The organism is Pseudomonas sp. m6p, assembly GCF_055760375.1.
In genome coordinates, this window is the sequence record NZ_CM147084.1 from 3,959,253 (window position 1) to 3,975,502 (window position 16,250).

The window sequence follows — 16,250 nt, forward strand, 5'->3', positions numbered from 1 at the left end:
TGATTCATGTAGGAGCTGCCGAAGGCTGTGATCTTTTGCTTTTAAAGCAGCCCCTCGCTCTCCGGCAATTCATACGCCATCGCCAGATTATTCGGCGCCCCCGCCTTCCCCGGCTTGCTCAACGTCGGCTCTTTTTCCAGACACTCCACCAGATAATCGATGAACACCCGCAGCTTCGGCGGCAGATAACGCGTCGGTGAATGCAGCAGCCACAGCCCACCGTGATAGGACGCGAGGAATGTCCACTCCGGCAGCACCTGTACAATCAGTTTCTGCTCCAGCGCATAACGCGCGGTGAAGTACGGCAAGCTGCCGATACCAATGTGCTGCAACACGGCTCCGAGCCGCACGCCGGTATGGTTGGCGGCATAGCGGCCACGCACGCCGACCGTCACTGCTTTACTGCCCTTCTTGAATTTCCAGCGGGCATCGCTCGGGGTTTCTCCCAGATAGATACAACTGTGATTGAGCAGATCATGCGGATGCGTCGGTGTGCCGTGGTCGGCCAGGTATTGCGGGGTGGCGCAGAGCAAATGGTCGATGGTCAGCAACTGTCGCCCGACCAGCCCGGCCGGCGGACGGTCCGTAATTCGAATCGCCAGGTCGACATGATCGTCAATCAAATCAACCTGGCGGTCTTCCAGCAGCAACTCGACATCGACCTTTGGATAACGCCGCAGAAACTCGGGCATGTGCGGATGAATCACGAAGCGTCCGACCGCTTTCGGCACACTGACCCGCACCAGCCCTTCCGCCTCGTGGGTGAACTGCCCACTGATCTCCATCACCGACTTGGCGGCGCTGACCATCTCCTGACAGCGCTTGAACACTTCTTCACCACCGTCACTCAGACGCAGTTTACGCGTCGTGCGCTGCAGCAAGCGCGTGGCCAGAGCCTTTTCCAGTCGGGAAATGCTGCGACTGATCGCCGACGGCGAGGAACCCAGCTGGCGGGCGGCTTCGGAGAAACTGCCGGTCTCCACGACCTTGACGAAGATCGCCATTTCACCAAGCAGCGGCAGCGGAAGATTGATGCTCACAGCGCACAAGTCCTTTGATGTTTGAACGGATTATCACGTTATTGCACGATTCATATAATAAAAAAAGACACTTTAATAAGGGCATGGAATATGACGCTTCGCCTCTTTTTCCATAGTGATGACCTCAAGGCTAATGTGGAAGTCCTCGACTGCACGCCCCACGAGAACGAATTTGCCGTGGTGTTGCGCGCCACGCTGTTTCATCCGCAAGGCGGTGGGCAGCCTTGCGATACCGGCATGATCGGCGCAAGCCAGGTGCTGCGCGTGGTCCAGGAGCCGGATCGGATCGTGCATTACGTCGACCGTCCGGTGAAACTCGGCATGACCTGCATCCACGTCGATGAACAACGTCGCCGCTACAACACCCGCATGCATTCAGCCGGGCACCTGATCGGGCATTTCGTGCAAGCGATGGGCTGGACGCCGGTCAAGGCGCACCACTGGCCAGACGAAGGTCGGGTGCAGTTCAAACCGGGCGATGCTGCTCAGGAAGTCGACGCACCAACCGTTCAATACGGTATTCGTGAGTGGATCGAACACGACCTGCCCCGCCTGACCTCGCTGCGCGAAGGCGCGCGGGAAATCGGTTTTGGCGAGCTGCCGGCCTATGGCTGTGGTGGCACCCATGTACGCAGCCTGAAGGATTTGGGCACAGTCACGATCGCTTCCCTTTCGCAGAAGAAAGGCACGTTATCCGTCCACTACAGCGTGGATTAAGCATCTCGGGCGCTGCCTCGCGCAGCGTCCGGCGCCGGGGGAACCGCACTCGCCGGTTCCGTTGACTATCGATAGATGGACCTAAAACAATGATGCTAGACGTCGAGCGTCTCGATGAGACGTGCATAAAAAAACTGGCCAACGAAGAAGTCCTCGCCATCCGCGTCAAAGGCTTTCTGCCGGAGCCGCTGGCGGTTCAGCTTGGCGACAAGATTCTGGCTCCGGGCTTTGAGGGCTACATCAACGCGCCGAGCATCGGCCGCATCGGCATGGCGTTTTACGAGGCGGAGAACCAGCCGCTGCTGATCGAGGACTACTTCGAACGCGCCACCCGCAACATCGCGGAACTGCGCGAACGTTGCGCCCCCTACTCCTCGCCGGTCGATACCCTGCGCTGCATGCTCGACGAGTCCTGGCCGGCCGGCGCTCATCTGGAAAACCTCTATGGCCGCAAGATGTATGTCGGCCTGTCGCGGGTGGTCAAACCCGGTGTGTGTTTCCTCGCTCATCACGACATTTTCGCCAAGGACGCCCCGGACAGCTTTCAGGCCCGCAGCCTGGAAGCGCAGTTCGCCTGCAACGTGTACCTGAACATGCCGACCGAGGGCGGTGCACTGCAGATGTGGGACGACGATATCAGCCCGGACCGCTTCGACGAGATGCGCGGCGACAGCTACGGCATCGACCCGGCGCTGCTCGGCCCACCGACCCTGGAAGTGCGGCCGGAGCCGGGCGATTTCATCATGTTCAATTCGCGCTGCATGCACTCGGTGACGCCGGGCGTAGCGGATCCGCGACTGAGCCTTTCATTCTTTGTCGGCTATCGCGGCAATGCTTCTCCCCTGACCTTCTGGAGCTGAGATGTTATCGAACTACCTGGGCGAGTTTCTGGCACTGGCCACCATTCACTTTCTGGCCGTGGTCGCTCCCGGCCCGGACTTCGCCGTGACCATCCGCCAGAGCGTACGCTTCGGCCGACTGGTGGGCATCTGCACCGCACTGGGCATCGGCGCCGGCATTTCCGTGCACGTTCTCTACACCTTGCTCGGCGTTGGCGCGCTCATGCACACCACGCCGTGGTTGCTGACCGTGGCCAAGGTGATCGGTGGCGCGTACATCTTTTACCTCGGCATCAGCCTGATTCGCAGTAAACCGAAGTCCACGCTCGAGGGTGAAAACAATACCGACGAGCCGCTGGTCGCGCAGTCACTGTTCAAGGCGTTCAGCACCGGTTTTCTGACCAATGCCACCAACCCCAAGGCCACGCTGTTTTTCCTGGCGATCTTCACCACGATCATCAGCGCCACTACCCCGCTGAACATCCAGGCGCTGTACGGGGTGTGGATGTGCTTCGTCAACGCGCTCTGGTTCGTGATCGTCGCACTGTTTTTTTCCAGCAGCCGGGTGCGGACCCTGTTCATGCGCATGGGCCATTGGTTCGAACGCAGCATGGGCGTGATCCTGATTCTGTTCGCCGGCAGGCTGGTGCTGTCGATGTAAACGCTGCGCCAAAACAAAAGGCCCGATCCGTTCAACACCGATCGGGCCTTTTTCGTTTGTGCGCCGCTTTTGCATTTCTGTGCGACGGATCCCACTTCAGGGGCTCCCCTTCAACACCTTCGCGGTGTTAGTTTGGAAAAGATTTGTTTCAACTTTCAAACACTTCCCTTCAAATGCCTGCAAAGGAATGCCCACTGCAATGAATTTTTCCCTCAAGCGTCTGGCTGCCGCCAGCTTGGTTCTGGCCAGTCTTTCGTCGTTCACCCTGCCGGCCCAGGCCAACATCAGCCCCGAGCAAAGTGCTGCGATCCTCAAGGCCTTCAGCGATACGACGGTCAGCGATTTTCGTCAGTTTCTCGGTGCGGTAGCGAACAGCAATCCGGGCAAGACCGACAACCTCGCCCCGGCGATCAATGGTTTTCTCGACACCAAGACCCTGACCGCCGAGCAGCAGAACGAGATCCACCGTCTACTGGGCCTGTACACCCGCACCAAGTACGGCAAGGCCGCCCTCGAGACCCTGCGCGAGCTGGTGGAAATCCCGACCTTCCGCAAAGAAGGCGTGGCCCAGCACGACAATCCCGAGTTCATCAAGATCGCCGAAAAGATCAAAAACCTCGCCGAATCGTTCAACCTGAAATTCCGCAACGTCGACAACCGCGTCTATGAAATTTCCCTCGACGGCAGCGGCGATGACGTCGTGGGCATTCACGCGCATGCCGACGTGGTACCAGTCACCCCGGAAAACTGGGTGCTGAAGGACGGCACCAAACTCGATCCATTCAAAGTGACATTGATCGGCGACCGCATGTATGGCCGTGGCACCGAGGACGACAAGAACGGCATCGTCGTCGCCATGTACGCCATGAAAGTGATCAAGGAAGAAAAGCTGCCACTGGCACGCAACTTCAAACTGCTGGTGGACACCACTGAAGAAACCACGGGTGACGCGATCCCCTACTACTTCGAACACAACCCGACGCCGAACTACAACATGGCACTGGATGGCGGTTACCCGGTGGTCATCGCCGAGAAAGGCTACGGCACGGTCATGGCCAATTTCCCGCTGCGCAAGGCTGAAGGCAGTGGCGCCGAAATCACTTCGATGACCGGCGGCCTGGCGACCAACCAGATTCCGTCGGTTTCGGTCGCCACCCTCGTCACCGACAAGCCGGAGCCATTGGCGGCGAGCCTGCAGAAGGCCGGCAACGAGTACGCGAAAAAACACGGTGGCGACTTCAAAGTGGCGGCAAAAGTTGACGGCAAAGACGTCAAGCTGAGCGTCACCGGTGTGTCCGCGCACTCCTCCGAACCCGAGTCCGGCGTCAACCCGGTCGCGCGGATGCTCGACTTCATCAACGGTCTCGACGGCAAGGTGGCGCTCAAGCACAACCAGATCACCGACGCTGCACGCTATGCGTCCAACAACTGGGGCCTGGATTATCTGGGGAAAAAACTTGGCGTCGGCTTCTCCGATTCGTTCATGGGCCCGCTGACTGCTTCGCTGACCTACGTCGGTGTGGACGACAAGGCCTTCAAACTGGCTGTCAACTTGCGCGTGCCGAAGGGTAAATCGCCAGAAGTGCTGCAGAAGGAAATCGCTGACAAACTCGCCGCCTGGAGCAAGAAAACCCACGTTGCCGCGGACTTCACCTACTCGATCGACGAACCGATGTACCGCAACCCGGAAGGCGAATGGGTCAAAGCACTGTTGGCGGTGGCCACGGAGAACCTGGGCATGAAGCACGAGTTCGGCACCTCGGCCGGGGCGACCTCGGTGCATGACTTGCCGAACGGCGTGCAGTTCGGCCTGGCCCGTCCTGAAGTCAAATACACCGGCCATACTGACGGTGAGTTCAAGACGGTTGACCAGTTCCTGCTGGACCTGCAGATCGTCACTGAGATGATGGGCCGTGTCGGCCAACTGCCGAAGCTCTGATAAGACACGGGCCCGTGATTCAGCGGGCCTGACGTGAAAACAGAAAAGGACCCGAAGGTCCTTTTTTGTTGCGTGCAAAATGCTGCACAAACAAAAACGCCGATCATCACTGATCGGCGTTTTTGTGAAATTGGAGCGGGAAACGAGACTCGAACTCGCGACCCCGACCTTGGCAAGGTCGTGCTCTACCAACTGAGCTATTCCCGCAATGGCGTCCCCTAGGGGACTCGAACCCCTGTTACCGCCGTGAAAGGGCGGTGTCCTAGGCCACTAGACGAAGGGGACAGGCTACAACTTTCACTAATAAAAACGCCGCTCACTGAGCGGCGCTTTTAGAATTTGGAGCGGGAAACGAGACTCGAACTCGCGACCCCGACCTTGGCAAGGTCGTGCTCTACCAACTGAGCTATTCCCGCAAATGGCGTCCCCTAGGGGACTCGAACCCCTGTTACCGCCGTGAAAGGGCGGTGTCCTAGGCCACTAGACGAAGGGGACACGCTACCCGGAACACATGGTGTGTGTTTCGGTGTCCAGAGCCATCTCCGAAGATCAGGTTCTGGTTTCACTCAGCCCTGCCCGAAAGCAGTGCTGTTTAAAATTGGAGCGGGAAACGAGACTCGAACTCGCGACCCCGACCTTGGCAAGGTCGTGCTCTACCAACTGAGCTATTCCCGCATTGGCGTCCCCTAGGGGACTCGAACCCCTGTTACCGCCGTGAAAGGGCGGTGTCCTAGGCCACTAGACGAAGGGGACACACTACAACATTCACTCCCTGCCGCGTTTCGCTGTGTGCTTTACGCTGCAAGTGGCGCGCATTCTATGGATGGTTTGAGAGGTCGTCAACCCCCGAATATAAATTTATTTAAATCAATGACTTCGACCTGCTTTACGAGAGCATTCGGGCTTTTCCGTCGCCCGACGATTGACGCCTATATTCCGCCACTCGCCAAGGCGTTATAGTCCGCAACACAATGATGGCAATCTGCGCACTCTGCGCCAGCATTCATATAAGCAGTGTGCAGCCGATATACACAGAAGCTGCTGAATCAACTCGTCGAGCGGCGCTGGGCGCCTGAATGTCCAGCCACTACACTCGCATGCGAACCCTATAAAGAGGTCTTACCGGTGACACCACTCATGATCACCCTGCTAGTCGTAGCCGGGATCGCAATTCTGATCGCCATTGGCTACATGAACCATGTGGTGGAAAACAACAAACTGGAGAAGGCCCGCACCAAAGTCGAACTCAACGACCGCCTGCGCCGCTGCGGCGAACTGACCGAAACCTTCCCCGGCCAGTTCATGACCCCGGCACTCAAGCTGCTGCTGACGCGTCTGGAACTGAACGTCTGCCAGCGTCTGCTGAACCTGGAAAAAACCAGCGCCACGACCAAGGCACGGATCACCGAACTCAGCGCACTGGTGGCCCAAGGCGAATCGATCCCGGTCAACAACCCGCCGGCACCGATCCTGACCGAAGCCAAAGCCAAGGACGTCCGCTTCCTGCTCGAAGCCCTGCACGGCCAGATCACCCGCGCCGCCCATGACGGCTTCCTGCCACCAAACGAAGCCAAACACTGGATCAAGGAAGTCCGCCACATCCTGGTCCTGCTGCACATCGAGTTCTTCAACAACCTCGGCCAACAATCCCTGCAACAAAACCAGCCAGGCCAGGCCCGCCTCGCCTTCGAACGCGGCGTGCAATACCTGCGCAAACAGCAAGACCCGCAGATGTACTCGGAACAACTGCAATACCTGGAAAAACTGCTGGCCCGCGCCAATGCCCAGGTCATGGACAAAATTGCACCGGTCGAAGGCGAAGTGAACCAGCTGACCGAAGGCCTCAAGGAAGTTGAAGCCGACGCGGACTGGAAGAAGAAAGTGATCTACGACTAAGTGTCGAGAGTTAAGAAAAGCCACCGAGAGGTGGCTTTTTTGTGGGGGTGAGCTGGCTGCCATTGAAAACATTCAGTTAGAGATTGGTCGGCTGTCAGGCCGCCATCGCTGGCAAGCCAGCTCCCACAAGATCAAGATCAAGATCAAGATCAAGATCAAGATCAAGATCAAGATCAAGATCAAGATCAAAAGATCGCAGCCTTCGGCAGCTCCTACACAGGATGAGCGCAAGCTCGGCTGCAGCTCTTGATCTTGCCGTACCGGCCCCGTCGGCAGGCTGAGTGGAGGGATTTATCCGGGGGTGGGAGCGCAGCGACCGTTTGGCGAAGCCAAATGCATCGAGAGGAGGTGCAGCGAAGCAAACCGGAGGCGATGCGCCCGGATGAATCCCGCAACGAAGGAACCCGAGCCTAAGCGAGGGCCGAACGCTGGGGCCAAGCCTTTTGCTTACTTTTCGGCGTCTGGAAAAGTGAGCCGCTGTAAGAGCGGAACCATAAGAAGCCGTTACCGCAGCAACGGATATTCACACCCCCCCCAAGAACCTGGTCGGCCCAGAGGCCGCCAAGTCAAAGCCGAAAATGCCCCACCATCCCCTTGAGCTCCCCCCCCAACCGCGCCAGCTCAACACTCGAAACCGCATTCCCCTGCATCGCCATCGAAGACTGATCCGCACTCGCACGAATACTCGTCACACTGCGATTAATCTCCTCGGCCACCGAACTCTGCTCCTCGGCCGCCGCCGCAATCTGCTGATTCATCTGCTGAATCAACGACACCGCCGCCGCAATACTCCCCAGCGCACTTTCAGTCTGCAGGGCATCACTGACCGCCAGCTTCACCAACTCGCCGCTGCTCTGAATTTGCTGCACGGAAGCATGCGCTGCCGACCGCAACGCGCTGACCAGCCGCTCGATCTCCTCGGTCGACTGCTGCGTACGTCGCGCCAACGCACGAACCTCATCGGCCACCACCGCAAAGCCCCTGCCCTGCTCCCCGGCCCGCGCCGCTTCGATCGCCGCGTTGAGCGCCAGCAGATTGGTCTGCTCGGCAACGCTCTTGATCACATCCAGCACTGTACCGATGTTCTGGATCTGCGCACTGAGGCTTTCGATGCTCGAACTGGCCGACGTTGCCGAATCCGCCAGTTGCTCGATCCGCACCATGCTCTGGCGCACCACCTGCTGCCCGCTCTCGACCTTGGCATCCGCCGTTTGTGCGGCCAGCGCGGCTTCCTCGGCATTGCGCGCCACGTCATGCACGGTGGCGGTCATCTGGTTCATGGCCGTGGCCACCTGCTCGGTCTCTTCCTTCTGGCTGTTGACCTCGAGGTTGGTCTGCTCGGTGACCGCTGACAGCGATTGCGCGGAACTGGCCAATTGCTCGATGCCCGCCTGCAACCCGCTGACAATCGTGCTCAACCCGGCCCCCATCTGCTGCATCGCCAGCATCAACTGGCCGATTTCATCGCGCCGGGTAACCTCCACTCTCGCGCTCAAATCCCCGGCCGCAATCTGTTGTGCAACGCGCATCACTGCGCGCAGCGGCGCGACGATCAACCGGGTAATGACCCACGCGGCAATCAGCCCCACCAATAAGGCCAACGCCGAAGAACCGAGGATCAGCACCGAGTTCTTCTTCAATTCCACCTGCATCGCGCCGTCTTCGGCCACATAGGCCTGGTCGACACGCGACATCACTTGCGCCGCGCGCTGGTGCAACTGTTCATAGACGGTTTTTTCCTGGGCCAGCAGACCGGTGTACTCGGCCAGTTTGTCGTTGAAACCGGCGATGTGCCCGGACACTTCGTTGAGCACCGTCAAATAGCCCTCATCCTTGACCGTAGTCTTCAACTGCTCGGCCTGAGCCTGGGCCTGAGCCGCCTGTTCAATGCTGCCCTTGTCGGCACTGTCGGCATCGCCCTTGCGGCTCTGATCCAGACGAACCCGTGCCTCGTTCATCGCTTGCAGCATCAACCGCGACACCTGACTGACCTGACTGGCCTGTTCGATGAACTGCGCACCATCCTTGCCTTCGCTGTCCTTTAACGTGTACGCGCCATCATCGGCCAGCCCGGCTTGCAGTACGTCCAGGTTATTGGCCACGCTGGACACCGACCAACTGGCCATTTCCAGCGCCAGATCCTTGGCCTGGGTCAGTGAAACGAACTCGTCAAACGCCTTGCGATAGTCGCCCAAGGCTTGCTCGACATCGCTCATCACCGCCCCGTTCGCCGGCGTCTGCGCCTTGAGTTGCGCGGCCTGGGCCAACAGACCGTCGACGCCCTCGTGCACGGCATCAACCGTTTTCGAGTTGCTGTGCAGCGCATAGTCCTGCTCCAGCAACCGCACCTTGAGCAAGGCACTGTTGAGCGACGACATTTGCTTCAAGCCGTCGAAGCGCTGGCTGATGGTCTGCAGGGACCAGACTCCAATGGCAGCCACCAGCGCAGTCAACAGCAGCACCAGTACGAACCCGAGACCCAGTTTCTTTGCCATACCGAGGTTGGCAAAACGTCCTTGCACGGCCGAAATCATTGCGCGTAGTCCCCTGCCAAAGTCTGTTGCCGAAGATTCGCAACGGTCATGGAGCAGCACAAGTCTCTGGCGTCGGAATAATGGCAAAAAGCTACGCACGCGTCGTTTTCAGAACGCTTGAGGTCGATTCACGCCGGTACTGCGAAAAAACTGCCGGGCCCGTGGATCACAGGCATAGGCCACATTGATTCGCTGCCACTCACTGATCTCGCCGCTCGGACTGAAAGCCCCCGCAGGACTGAGACTGACACCACTGCACTGCGCATGCCTGTGCAAGCGGTCCGGATCACTCAGCGGGGAGCGGGCCCAGATGAACAGGCCGCCACACGGCTTGCCGAAAACCTCCCAGTCTGCGTCCTCCAATGCCTGCAATGCGGCGACGCGGTCGGTATTCAGGCGTTGACGCTGGCGCTGGACCATTTTTCGATAGGCGCCACTGGCCAGGAGGCTCGCCAGCACCGCTTCATTGAAACTCGAAGCTCCCATGCTGCTGATCATCTTGACCCGGGCCAGACGCGCGATCAGTTCTGGCCCGGCGTACACAAACCCGACGCGCAGCGAGCTGCTCAGCGTCTTGGAAAAACTGCCGACGTAAATCACCCGTTCATCAAGTGCGGCCAGGCGTACACCGTTGCCATTGTGCAGATCGGCGTAGACATCGTCTTCGATCAGTTGCACATCGTGCGCGTTGCACAATCGCAGGATCTGCTGTGCCACACACGGACTCAGGCAGGAGCCGGTGGGATTGTGGTGATGGCTGTTGACGAACATCGCGACGGGCCGGCACTGGCGCAACAGTGCCTCCAGCGCCTGAGGGTCAGGCCCGCTTGGCGTACGCCGGACTTCCAGCAACTGCGCGCCACGCAGGCGCAACAGCTCGAACAGCGGCGCATAGCCCGGGGTTTCGACAACAACGCAGTCCCCGGCCTTCACCAGCGTGCGCACGAGCAGATCCAGCGCCTGGCTGGCACCGGAGGTCGTCAGCACCTGTTCCGCCGGGGCCTGGATGTCGATCAGCCTGAGACGCCTGACGATCTGCGCACGCAGCGCCGCCAACCCCAGCGGGGTGCTGTAATTGAACAGACTCGCCATGTCGGTTCGCGCCACCTGACGGATTGCATAGCTGAGGTCATCGGACTCGCGCCAGCTTTGCGGCAAACCGCCCTCGCCGAGTTTCAAACTGCTCTCGGCCCGCCCGTATTCAAGCCCGAGCAAAGCGCGGCTGTGCGCGGCGACCATGAATCCCGCGCCCTGCCGCGGGGCCAGGATACCTTGCGCCACCAGCCGCTCGCAGGCCTCGGCCACACACGACTGGCTGAGCAGATTGGAGCGTGCTATCTGTCTGACGGAGGGCAGTCGCGTGCTCGGCGCCACACCCGTTCGCGAGATCCACTCGGTCATTCCATCAACAATCTGCTGTACGACCGGCACCATTGCCTGTCGGTCAATTCTCAATTCCATGAGCACGCAAACTCCTGTCCGTTTTGCTGGCGGCAGTAAATCACAGCCGCGTCGTTCAGGCTGTGCGACAACGCCGTCAAAAGCAGCCGTTCTAACCGTTTGATACACATTGTTTAGCGGTTTAACGGAACGGATCGCCAGCCATGAAAAAACCCGCACGATGGCGGGTTTCTTCATGGCTGACAGAACCGTTTCAGAAAGCAGTGACGCCGCCATCCACCGCCAGGGAGTGACCGGTGGTGAACGCCGCGCCATCACTGCACAGATACAGCACGGCACTGGCGATTTCCTCGACCTTGCCGATACGCCCCACCGGGTGCATCGCATTGGCGAACTCGCCTTTTTTTGGATCGGCCTCGTAGGCCCGGCGGAACATGTCAGTGTCGATCACCGCCGGGCACACAGCGTTGACGCGGATTTTTTTCTTCGCGTATTCGATCGCCGCCGATTTGGTCAGGCCAATCACCGCGTGTTTGGACGCCGCATAGATGCTCATCTTCGGTGCCGCGCCAAGCCCTGCCACCGAAGCAGTGTTGACGATCGCCCCGCCGCCCTGGGCCAGCAGCAACGGCAACTGGTACTTCATGCACAGCCAGACGCCCTTGACGTTGACGCCCATGATCGCGTCGAACTCGTCCATCGAGCCGTCTGCCAACTTGCCCTGTTCGATTTCGATCCCGGCATTGTTGAAGGCATAGTCGAGACGTCCGTAAGTATTGATCACCTCGTCCATCAGATTCTTCACTTCGCTTTCAACGGTAACGTTGCAGCGCACGAAGGTTGCTTCACCACCGGCTGTACGAATCAGCGCCACCGTACCCTCGCCCCCTGCCGCGTCCAGATCGGCCACCACCACTTTCAGGCCTTCGGCGGCGAACGCCTGGGCGGTCGCGCGGCCAATGCCATTGGCCGCGCCAGTGACTACGGCAACCTGACCGGAAAACGTCATGCTCATTGTTATGTCCTCGGAGGAGAGATGCAGGAGGGTTTGCAGACTCGCAGCATAGCCATCACGGCCCGCCCCGCATCAGCACTATCAGAAGGCTGTTTATGCCTTCATGCGTCGCAGTGATAAAACCCGCCGGGCGACTATCACTGCACTGGATCATTGTGCATTCGCCGCATCAGCCCACCTTGCAGCATTGGCCTTGAGGGTCTATCAACAAGGCTTCATTCAGTTCGAGTGCCTGCCATGACCAGCCAGACCAATCGCCAATTCCTGCTCGCCAAACGCCCAGTGGGTGCTGCCACCCGCGAGACCTTCACTTATCAGGAAGTCCCGGTCGGCGAACCTGCGGCAGGGCAGATTCTGGTCAAGAACGAATACCTGTCCCTCGACCCGGCCATGCGTGGCTGGATGAACGAGGGCAAGTCCTACATCCCGCCGGTAGAAATCGGTGAAGTGATGCGCGCTCTGGGCGTCGGCAAAGTCATCGCTTCGAACAACCCGGGCTTTGCCGTCGGCGACTACGTCAACGGCGCCCTCGGCGTGCAGGATTATTTCCTCGGCGAGCCCAGAGGTTTCTACAAGGTCGATCCGAAACTGGCGCCGCTGCCGGTGTATTTGTCTGCACTGGGCATGACCGGCATGACCGCCTACTTCGCGCTGCTCGACGTCGGCGCACCGAAGGCCGGCGACACCGTGGTGCTGTCCGGAGCTGCTGGCGCGGTGGGCAGCATTGCCGGGCAGATCGCCAAGATCAAAGGCTGCCGGGTCGTCGGCATCGCCGGCGGGGCCGACAAGTGCAAGTACCTGATCGATGAACTGGGCTTCGACGGCGCCATCGATTACAAGCACGAAGACGTGCTGGCCGGGCTCAAGCGCGAGTGCCCGAAAGGCGTGGACGTGTATTTCGATAACGTCGGCGGCGAGATCCTCGACGCCGTGCTCAGTCGTCTGGCGCCAAAAGCCCGGGTGGTGATTTGCGGCGCCATCAGCCAGTACAACAACAAGGAAGCGGTCAAAGGCCCGGCCAACTACCTGTCATTGCTGGTCAACCGCGCACGCATGGAGGGCTTTGTGGTGATGGACTACGCCGCGCAATACGCCAGTGCCGCGCAGGAAATGGCCGGCTGGATGGCCAAGGGACAACTCAAAAGCAAGGAAGACATCGTCGAAGGTCTGCAGACCTTTCCAGAGACACTGATGAAATTGTTCAGCGGGGAGAACTTCGGCAAGTTGGTGCTGAAAATCTAAACAAAAGATCGCAGCCTCTGTAGGAGCTGCCGAAGGCTGCGATCTATTGATCTTGCCTTTAACAAGCAAAATCAACAGATCGCAGCCTTCGGCAGCTCCTACAGGTAATGCTAATACCTGCGGAAACTGATCAGGCCAGTTCGGCCACGACCGACGCCAGGGCCTTGGCTGGATCCGCCGCCTGGCTGATCGGACGGCCGATCACCAGGTAATCGGAACCGGCATCCAGTGCCTGACGTGGGGTCAGGATACGGCGCTGATCGTCCTGCGCACTGCCCGCCGGGCGAATCCCCGGGGTCACCAGTTGCAGCGACGGGTGCGCCGACTTCAGTGCGGTGGCTTCCAGCGCCGAGCACACCAGACCGTCCATTCCGGCCTTCTCGGCCAGCGCGGCCAGACGCAGCACCTGCTCCTGCGGCTCGATGTCCAGACCGATGCCGGCCAGATCCTCGCGCTCCATGCTGGTCAGCACGGTCACGCCGATCAGCAGCGGTTGCGGGCCGCTGCGCTTGGAGAGCTCTTCACGGCAGGCCGCCATCATGCGCAGGCCACCGGAGCAATGCACGTTGACCATCCACACGCCCATCTCGGCAGCGGCTTTCACGGCCATCGCGGTGGTGTTGGGAATGTCATGGAATTTCAGGTCGAGGAACACCTCGAAGCCTTTGTCACGCAGGGTGCCGACGATTTCCGAGGCACAACTGGTGAACAGTTCCTTGCCCACTTTGACCCGGCACAGTTTCGGGTCCAACTGGTCGGCCAGCTTCAGTGCGGCGTCACGGGTGGGGAAATCCAGGGCGACGATGATAGGAGTCTGGCAGGCGGACATGGATGGGCTCTCAGGCAAGTCGAAATCGGCGCGCATTGTAGCGGAAGCGGCGGCGGCGCGGCACCCGATGATCGGTAAATCGTCGCCGCAACCGTGATCAGCATAGCGCTCGCGGCTATTGTGTCGAACCCGATACACAACCGACACGCCGCCAACATGCGCCCGCGCTAGCCTCGCCAGCCGCAACACGTCCTTACATCAGCACTTCCCGCCTCACGGCAGGACGCCTATGCTGAAACCACCACCTCGCAGCCCATCTTTGTGGTTGGCGGCCTACTGGCAGATGAACAGCCCCATGCACAACACCCAAACGACCGTGACTGATGAGCAGAAAGACGACAAGCGCTGGAGCATCCGCGCGCTGATCGTCGATGACGATGTGCCGATCCGCGAGCTGATGATCGACTACCTCGCGCGCTTCAACATCCACGCCAGCGGCGTCACCGACGGCGCAGCCATGCGCCAGGCGATGCAGGCCGAACATTTCGACGTGGTGGTGCTCGACCTGATGCTGCCCGGCGAAGACGGCCTGTCGCTGTGCCGCTGGCTGCGTGCCGAATCGGACATCCCGATCCTCATGCTCACCGCCCGCTGCGAACCCACCGACCGCATCATCGGTCTGGAACTGGGCGCCGACGACTACATGGCCAAACCGTTCGAGCCACGGGAACTGGTGGCGCGGATCCAGACCATCCTGCGCCGGGTGCGCGATGACCGCACCGAACAGCGGGCCAACATCCGCTTCGACAACTGGCGCCTGAACAGCGTGCTGCGTCAGCTGATTGCCGACGATGGTCTGGTGGTGCCGCTGTCCAATGCCGAATTCCGCTTGCTTTGGGTGTTCATTGAACGCCCGCGTCGGGTACTCAGCCGCGAACAACTGCTGGACGCCGCCCGGGGCCGTTCGATCGAAGCGTTCGACCGCAGCATCGATTTGCTGGTGTCGCGCCTGCGACAAAAACTCGGCGACGACCCGAAAGCCCCGCAGTTGATCAAGACCGTGCGCGGCGAAGGTTACCTGTTCGACGCGCGGGATATCGGCTGATGCGAGGGCGCTTCGACACGCTGTTCGGCCGCCTGTTTGGCATGCTGTTCGTGGCGATCGTCCTCGCGCATCTGCTGGCCTTTGCCTGGTTTCACCACTACGGCCCGCCCCCACCGCCGCCCCCGCCGGAATTTGCCGAGGGCGTCGACGGCCAACGGCCGCCGCCGGATCCGCGTTTCGCCCATCGCCCGCCACGTCCGTGGTTCGGCGGGCCGCTGGTGCCGCTGACGTTCCAGTTCATCTCGCTGATGATTGCTGCGTGGTACGGCGCCAAACTGCTCAGCCGACCGATCCAGCGCCTGAGCGACGCCGCCGAGCGTCTGAGCGAAAACCTCGACAGCCCACCGCTGGACGAGTCCGGCCCGCGTGAGGCACGGCAAGCGGCGCACACCTTCAATCTGATGCAACAACGCATCCGCGAACAGGTGCAACAACGAGCACGCATGCTCGGCGCCGTCTCCCACGACCTGCGCACCCCGCTGTCGCGACTGAAACTGCGACTGGAACAGATCGACGACGAAAAACTGCAAGGCCAGATGCGCCAGGACCTCAACGACATGATCGGCATGCTCGACGCCACCCTCACCTACCTGCACGAACAGCGCACCAGCGAAGCCCTGCAGTTGATGGATGTGCAGGCGCTGGTCGAATCGTTGTGCGAGAACGCTCAGGATCAAGGCGCAGACGTTGAAGTCAGCGGCCATTGCGCACCGCTGCAGGTGCAACCGATGGCGCTGCGCTCGTGCATCAATAACCTGATGGACAATGCCCTGCGCTACGCCGGGCAGGCGCGCATCGAACTGCAGGATCAACGCGAACAACTGCTGATCCGCGTGATCGACCACGGCCCGGGCATAGCCGAAGACCAACGCGAAGCGGTGTTCGAACCGTTCTATCGCCTGGAAGGCTCCCGCAACCGCAACTCCGGCGGCGTCGGCCTGGGCATGACCATTGCCCGTGAAGCGGCGCAGCGTTTGGGCGGGCAGTTGAACCTGGAAGAAACTCCCGGCGGCGGCCTGACCGCAATCATCCGCCTGCCGCGCGCCTGAGAAGAACACCTGTCCCCCTGTGGGTTTCTGGTGTTTCCGCGAC

General features: G+C 60.3%; 13 protein-coding genes, 6 tRNA genes and 1 pseudogene. 8 read left to right on the forward strand and 12 right to left on the reverse strand.

Annotated elements, in window-relative coordinates; all coding sequences use genetic code 11:
* Positions 1-41: 41 nt before the first annotated feature.
* Entirely contained in the window at positions 42-1,040 is a 999-nt protein-coding gene (locus ACYZUM_RS17940) for a LysR family transcriptional regulator (RefSeq protein WP_041069083.1), read from the reverse strand.
* Between the two features lie 90 nt (positions 1,041-1,130).
* On the opposite strand from ACYZUM_RS17940, the gene ACYZUM_RS17945 reads away from it, so the two are divergent.
* From ACYZUM_RS17945 to ACYZUM_RS17960, 4 genes are all read left to right on the forward strand, one after another.
* Positions 1,131-1,757 carry an alanyl-tRNA editing protein gene (locus tag ACYZUM_RS17945; protein ID WP_473060959.1) on the forward strand — a complete coding sequence of 209 codons (627 nt, stop codon included), beginning with the start codon at positions 1,131-1,133 and terminating at the stop codon, positions 1,755-1,757.
* Between the two features lie 89 nt (positions 1,758-1,846).
* Complete coding sequence (locus ACYZUM_RS17950) at positions 1,847-2,617, forward strand: 2OG-Fe(II) oxygenase (protein WP_095668580.1); 771 nt, start codon at positions 1,847-1,849, stop codon at positions 2,615-2,617.
* A 1-nt stretch (position 2,618) separates the two neighbouring features.
* Positions 2,619-3,257, forward strand: a complete 639-nt coding sequence (locus ACYZUM_RS17955; protein WP_041069074.1) for a LysE family translocator — start codon at positions 2,619-2,621, stop codon at positions 3,255-3,257.
* A gap of 199 nt (positions 3,258-3,456) precedes the next feature.
* Entirely contained in the window at positions 3,457-5,196 is a 1,740-nt protein-coding gene (locus ACYZUM_RS17960; RefSeq protein WP_473060960.1) for a dipeptidase, read from the forward strand.
* Positions 5,197-5,327: 131 nt separating this feature from the next.
* Here the strand turns inward: ACYZUM_RS17960 and ACYZUM_RS17965 are convergent.
* From ACYZUM_RS17965 to ACYZUM_RS17990, 6 genes are all read right to left on the reverse strand, one after another.
* Positions 5,328-5,403, reverse strand: a tRNA-Gly gene (locus tag ACYZUM_RS17965).
* A gap of 2 nt (positions 5,404-5,405) precedes the next feature.
* A tRNA-Glu gene (locus ACYZUM_RS17970) sits at positions 5,406-5,481 on the reverse strand.
* A 55-nt stretch (positions 5,482-5,536) separates the two neighbouring features.
* Positions 5,537-5,612 (reverse strand) — tRNA-Gly (locus ACYZUM_RS17975).
* 3 nt (positions 5,613-5,615) lie between these two features.
* Positions 5,616-5,691, reverse strand: a tRNA-Glu gene (locus tag ACYZUM_RS17980).
* Positions 5,692-5,795: 104 nt separating this feature from the next.
* Positions 5,796-5,871: transfer RNA gene (locus tag ACYZUM_RS17985), tRNA-Gly, on the reverse strand.
* Between the two features lie 2 nt (positions 5,872-5,873).
* Positions 5,874-5,949: transfer RNA gene (locus ACYZUM_RS17990), tRNA-Glu, on the reverse strand.
* Between the two features lie 384 nt (positions 5,950-6,333).
* Between ACYZUM_RS17990 and ACYZUM_RS17995 the strand changes: the two genes are divergently transcribed.
* A complete protein-coding gene (locus ACYZUM_RS17995; RefSeq protein WP_473060961.1) occupies positions 6,334-7,092 on the forward strand; it encodes a hypothetical protein in 759 nt (252 codons plus the stop codon).
* 566 nt (positions 7,093-7,658) lie between these two features.
* Here the strand turns inward: ACYZUM_RS17995 and ACYZUM_RS18000 are convergent.
* The 4 genes and pseudogenes from ACYZUM_RS18000 to ACYZUM_RS18015 form a co-directional block, all read right to left on the reverse strand.
* Positions 7,659-8,540: a methyl-accepting chemotaxis protein gene (locus tag ACYZUM_RS18000; protein WP_473061360.1), complete on the reverse strand. Its 882-nt coding sequence runs from the start codon at positions 8,538-8,540 to the stop codon at positions 7,659-7,661.
* 27 nt (positions 8,541-8,567) lie between these two features.
* A pseudogene (locus ACYZUM_RS18005) lies at positions 8,568-9,626 on the reverse strand (methyl-accepting chemotaxis protein); the annotation flags it as partial.
* A 108-nt stretch (positions 9,627-9,734) separates the two neighbouring features.
* Positions 9,735-11,087 (reverse strand): aminotransferase-like domain-containing protein, encoded by a 1,353-nt coding sequence (locus tag ACYZUM_RS18010; RefSeq protein WP_473060962.1) that lies wholly within the window; start codon positions 11,085-11,087, stop codon positions 9,735-9,737.
* A gap of 193 nt (positions 11,088-11,280) precedes the next feature.
* Positions 11,281-12,042, reverse strand: a complete 762-nt coding sequence (locus ACYZUM_RS18015; RefSeq protein WP_041073750.1) for an SDR family oxidoreductase — start codon at positions 12,040-12,042, stop codon at positions 11,281-11,283.
* Between the two features lie 237 nt (positions 12,043-12,279).
* Here ACYZUM_RS18015 and ACYZUM_RS18020 point away from each other — a divergent pair, with 237 nt between their 5' ends.
* Positions 12,280-13,284 (forward strand): NADP-dependent oxidoreductase, encoded by a 1,005-nt coding sequence (locus ACYZUM_RS18020; RefSeq protein ID WP_047295721.1) that lies wholly within the window; start codon positions 12,280-12,282, stop codon positions 13,282-13,284.
* A gap of 130 nt (positions 13,285-13,414) precedes the next feature.
* Here ACYZUM_RS18020 and pyrF read toward each other — a convergent pair whose 3' ends face one another.
* A complete protein-coding gene (gene pyrF / locus ACYZUM_RS18025) occupies positions 13,415-14,113 on the reverse strand; it encodes an orotidine-5'-phosphate decarboxylase (protein ID WP_041073746.1) in 699 nt (232 codons plus the stop codon).
* Positions 14,114-14,408: 295 nt separating this feature from the next.
* On the opposite strand from pyrF, the gene ACYZUM_RS18030 reads away from it, so the two are divergent.
* Both ACYZUM_RS18030 and ACYZUM_RS18035 read left to right on the forward strand, forming a co-directional pair.
* Positions 14,409-15,158 carry a response regulator gene (locus ACYZUM_RS18030; RefSeq protein WP_041073744.1) on the forward strand — a complete coding sequence of 250 codons (750 nt, stop codon included), beginning with the start codon at positions 14,409-14,411 and terminating at the stop codon, positions 15,156-15,158.
* Positions 15,158-16,207: a sensor histidine kinase gene (locus ACYZUM_RS18035; RefSeq protein ID WP_108183506.1), complete on the forward strand. Its 1,050-nt coding sequence runs from the start codon at positions 15,158-15,160 to the stop codon at positions 16,205-16,207. Before ACYZUM_RS18030 ends, ACYZUM_RS18035 begins: the two co-directional genes overlap by 1 nt.
* The last annotated feature ends 43 nt before the right edge of the window (positions 16,208-16,250 follow it).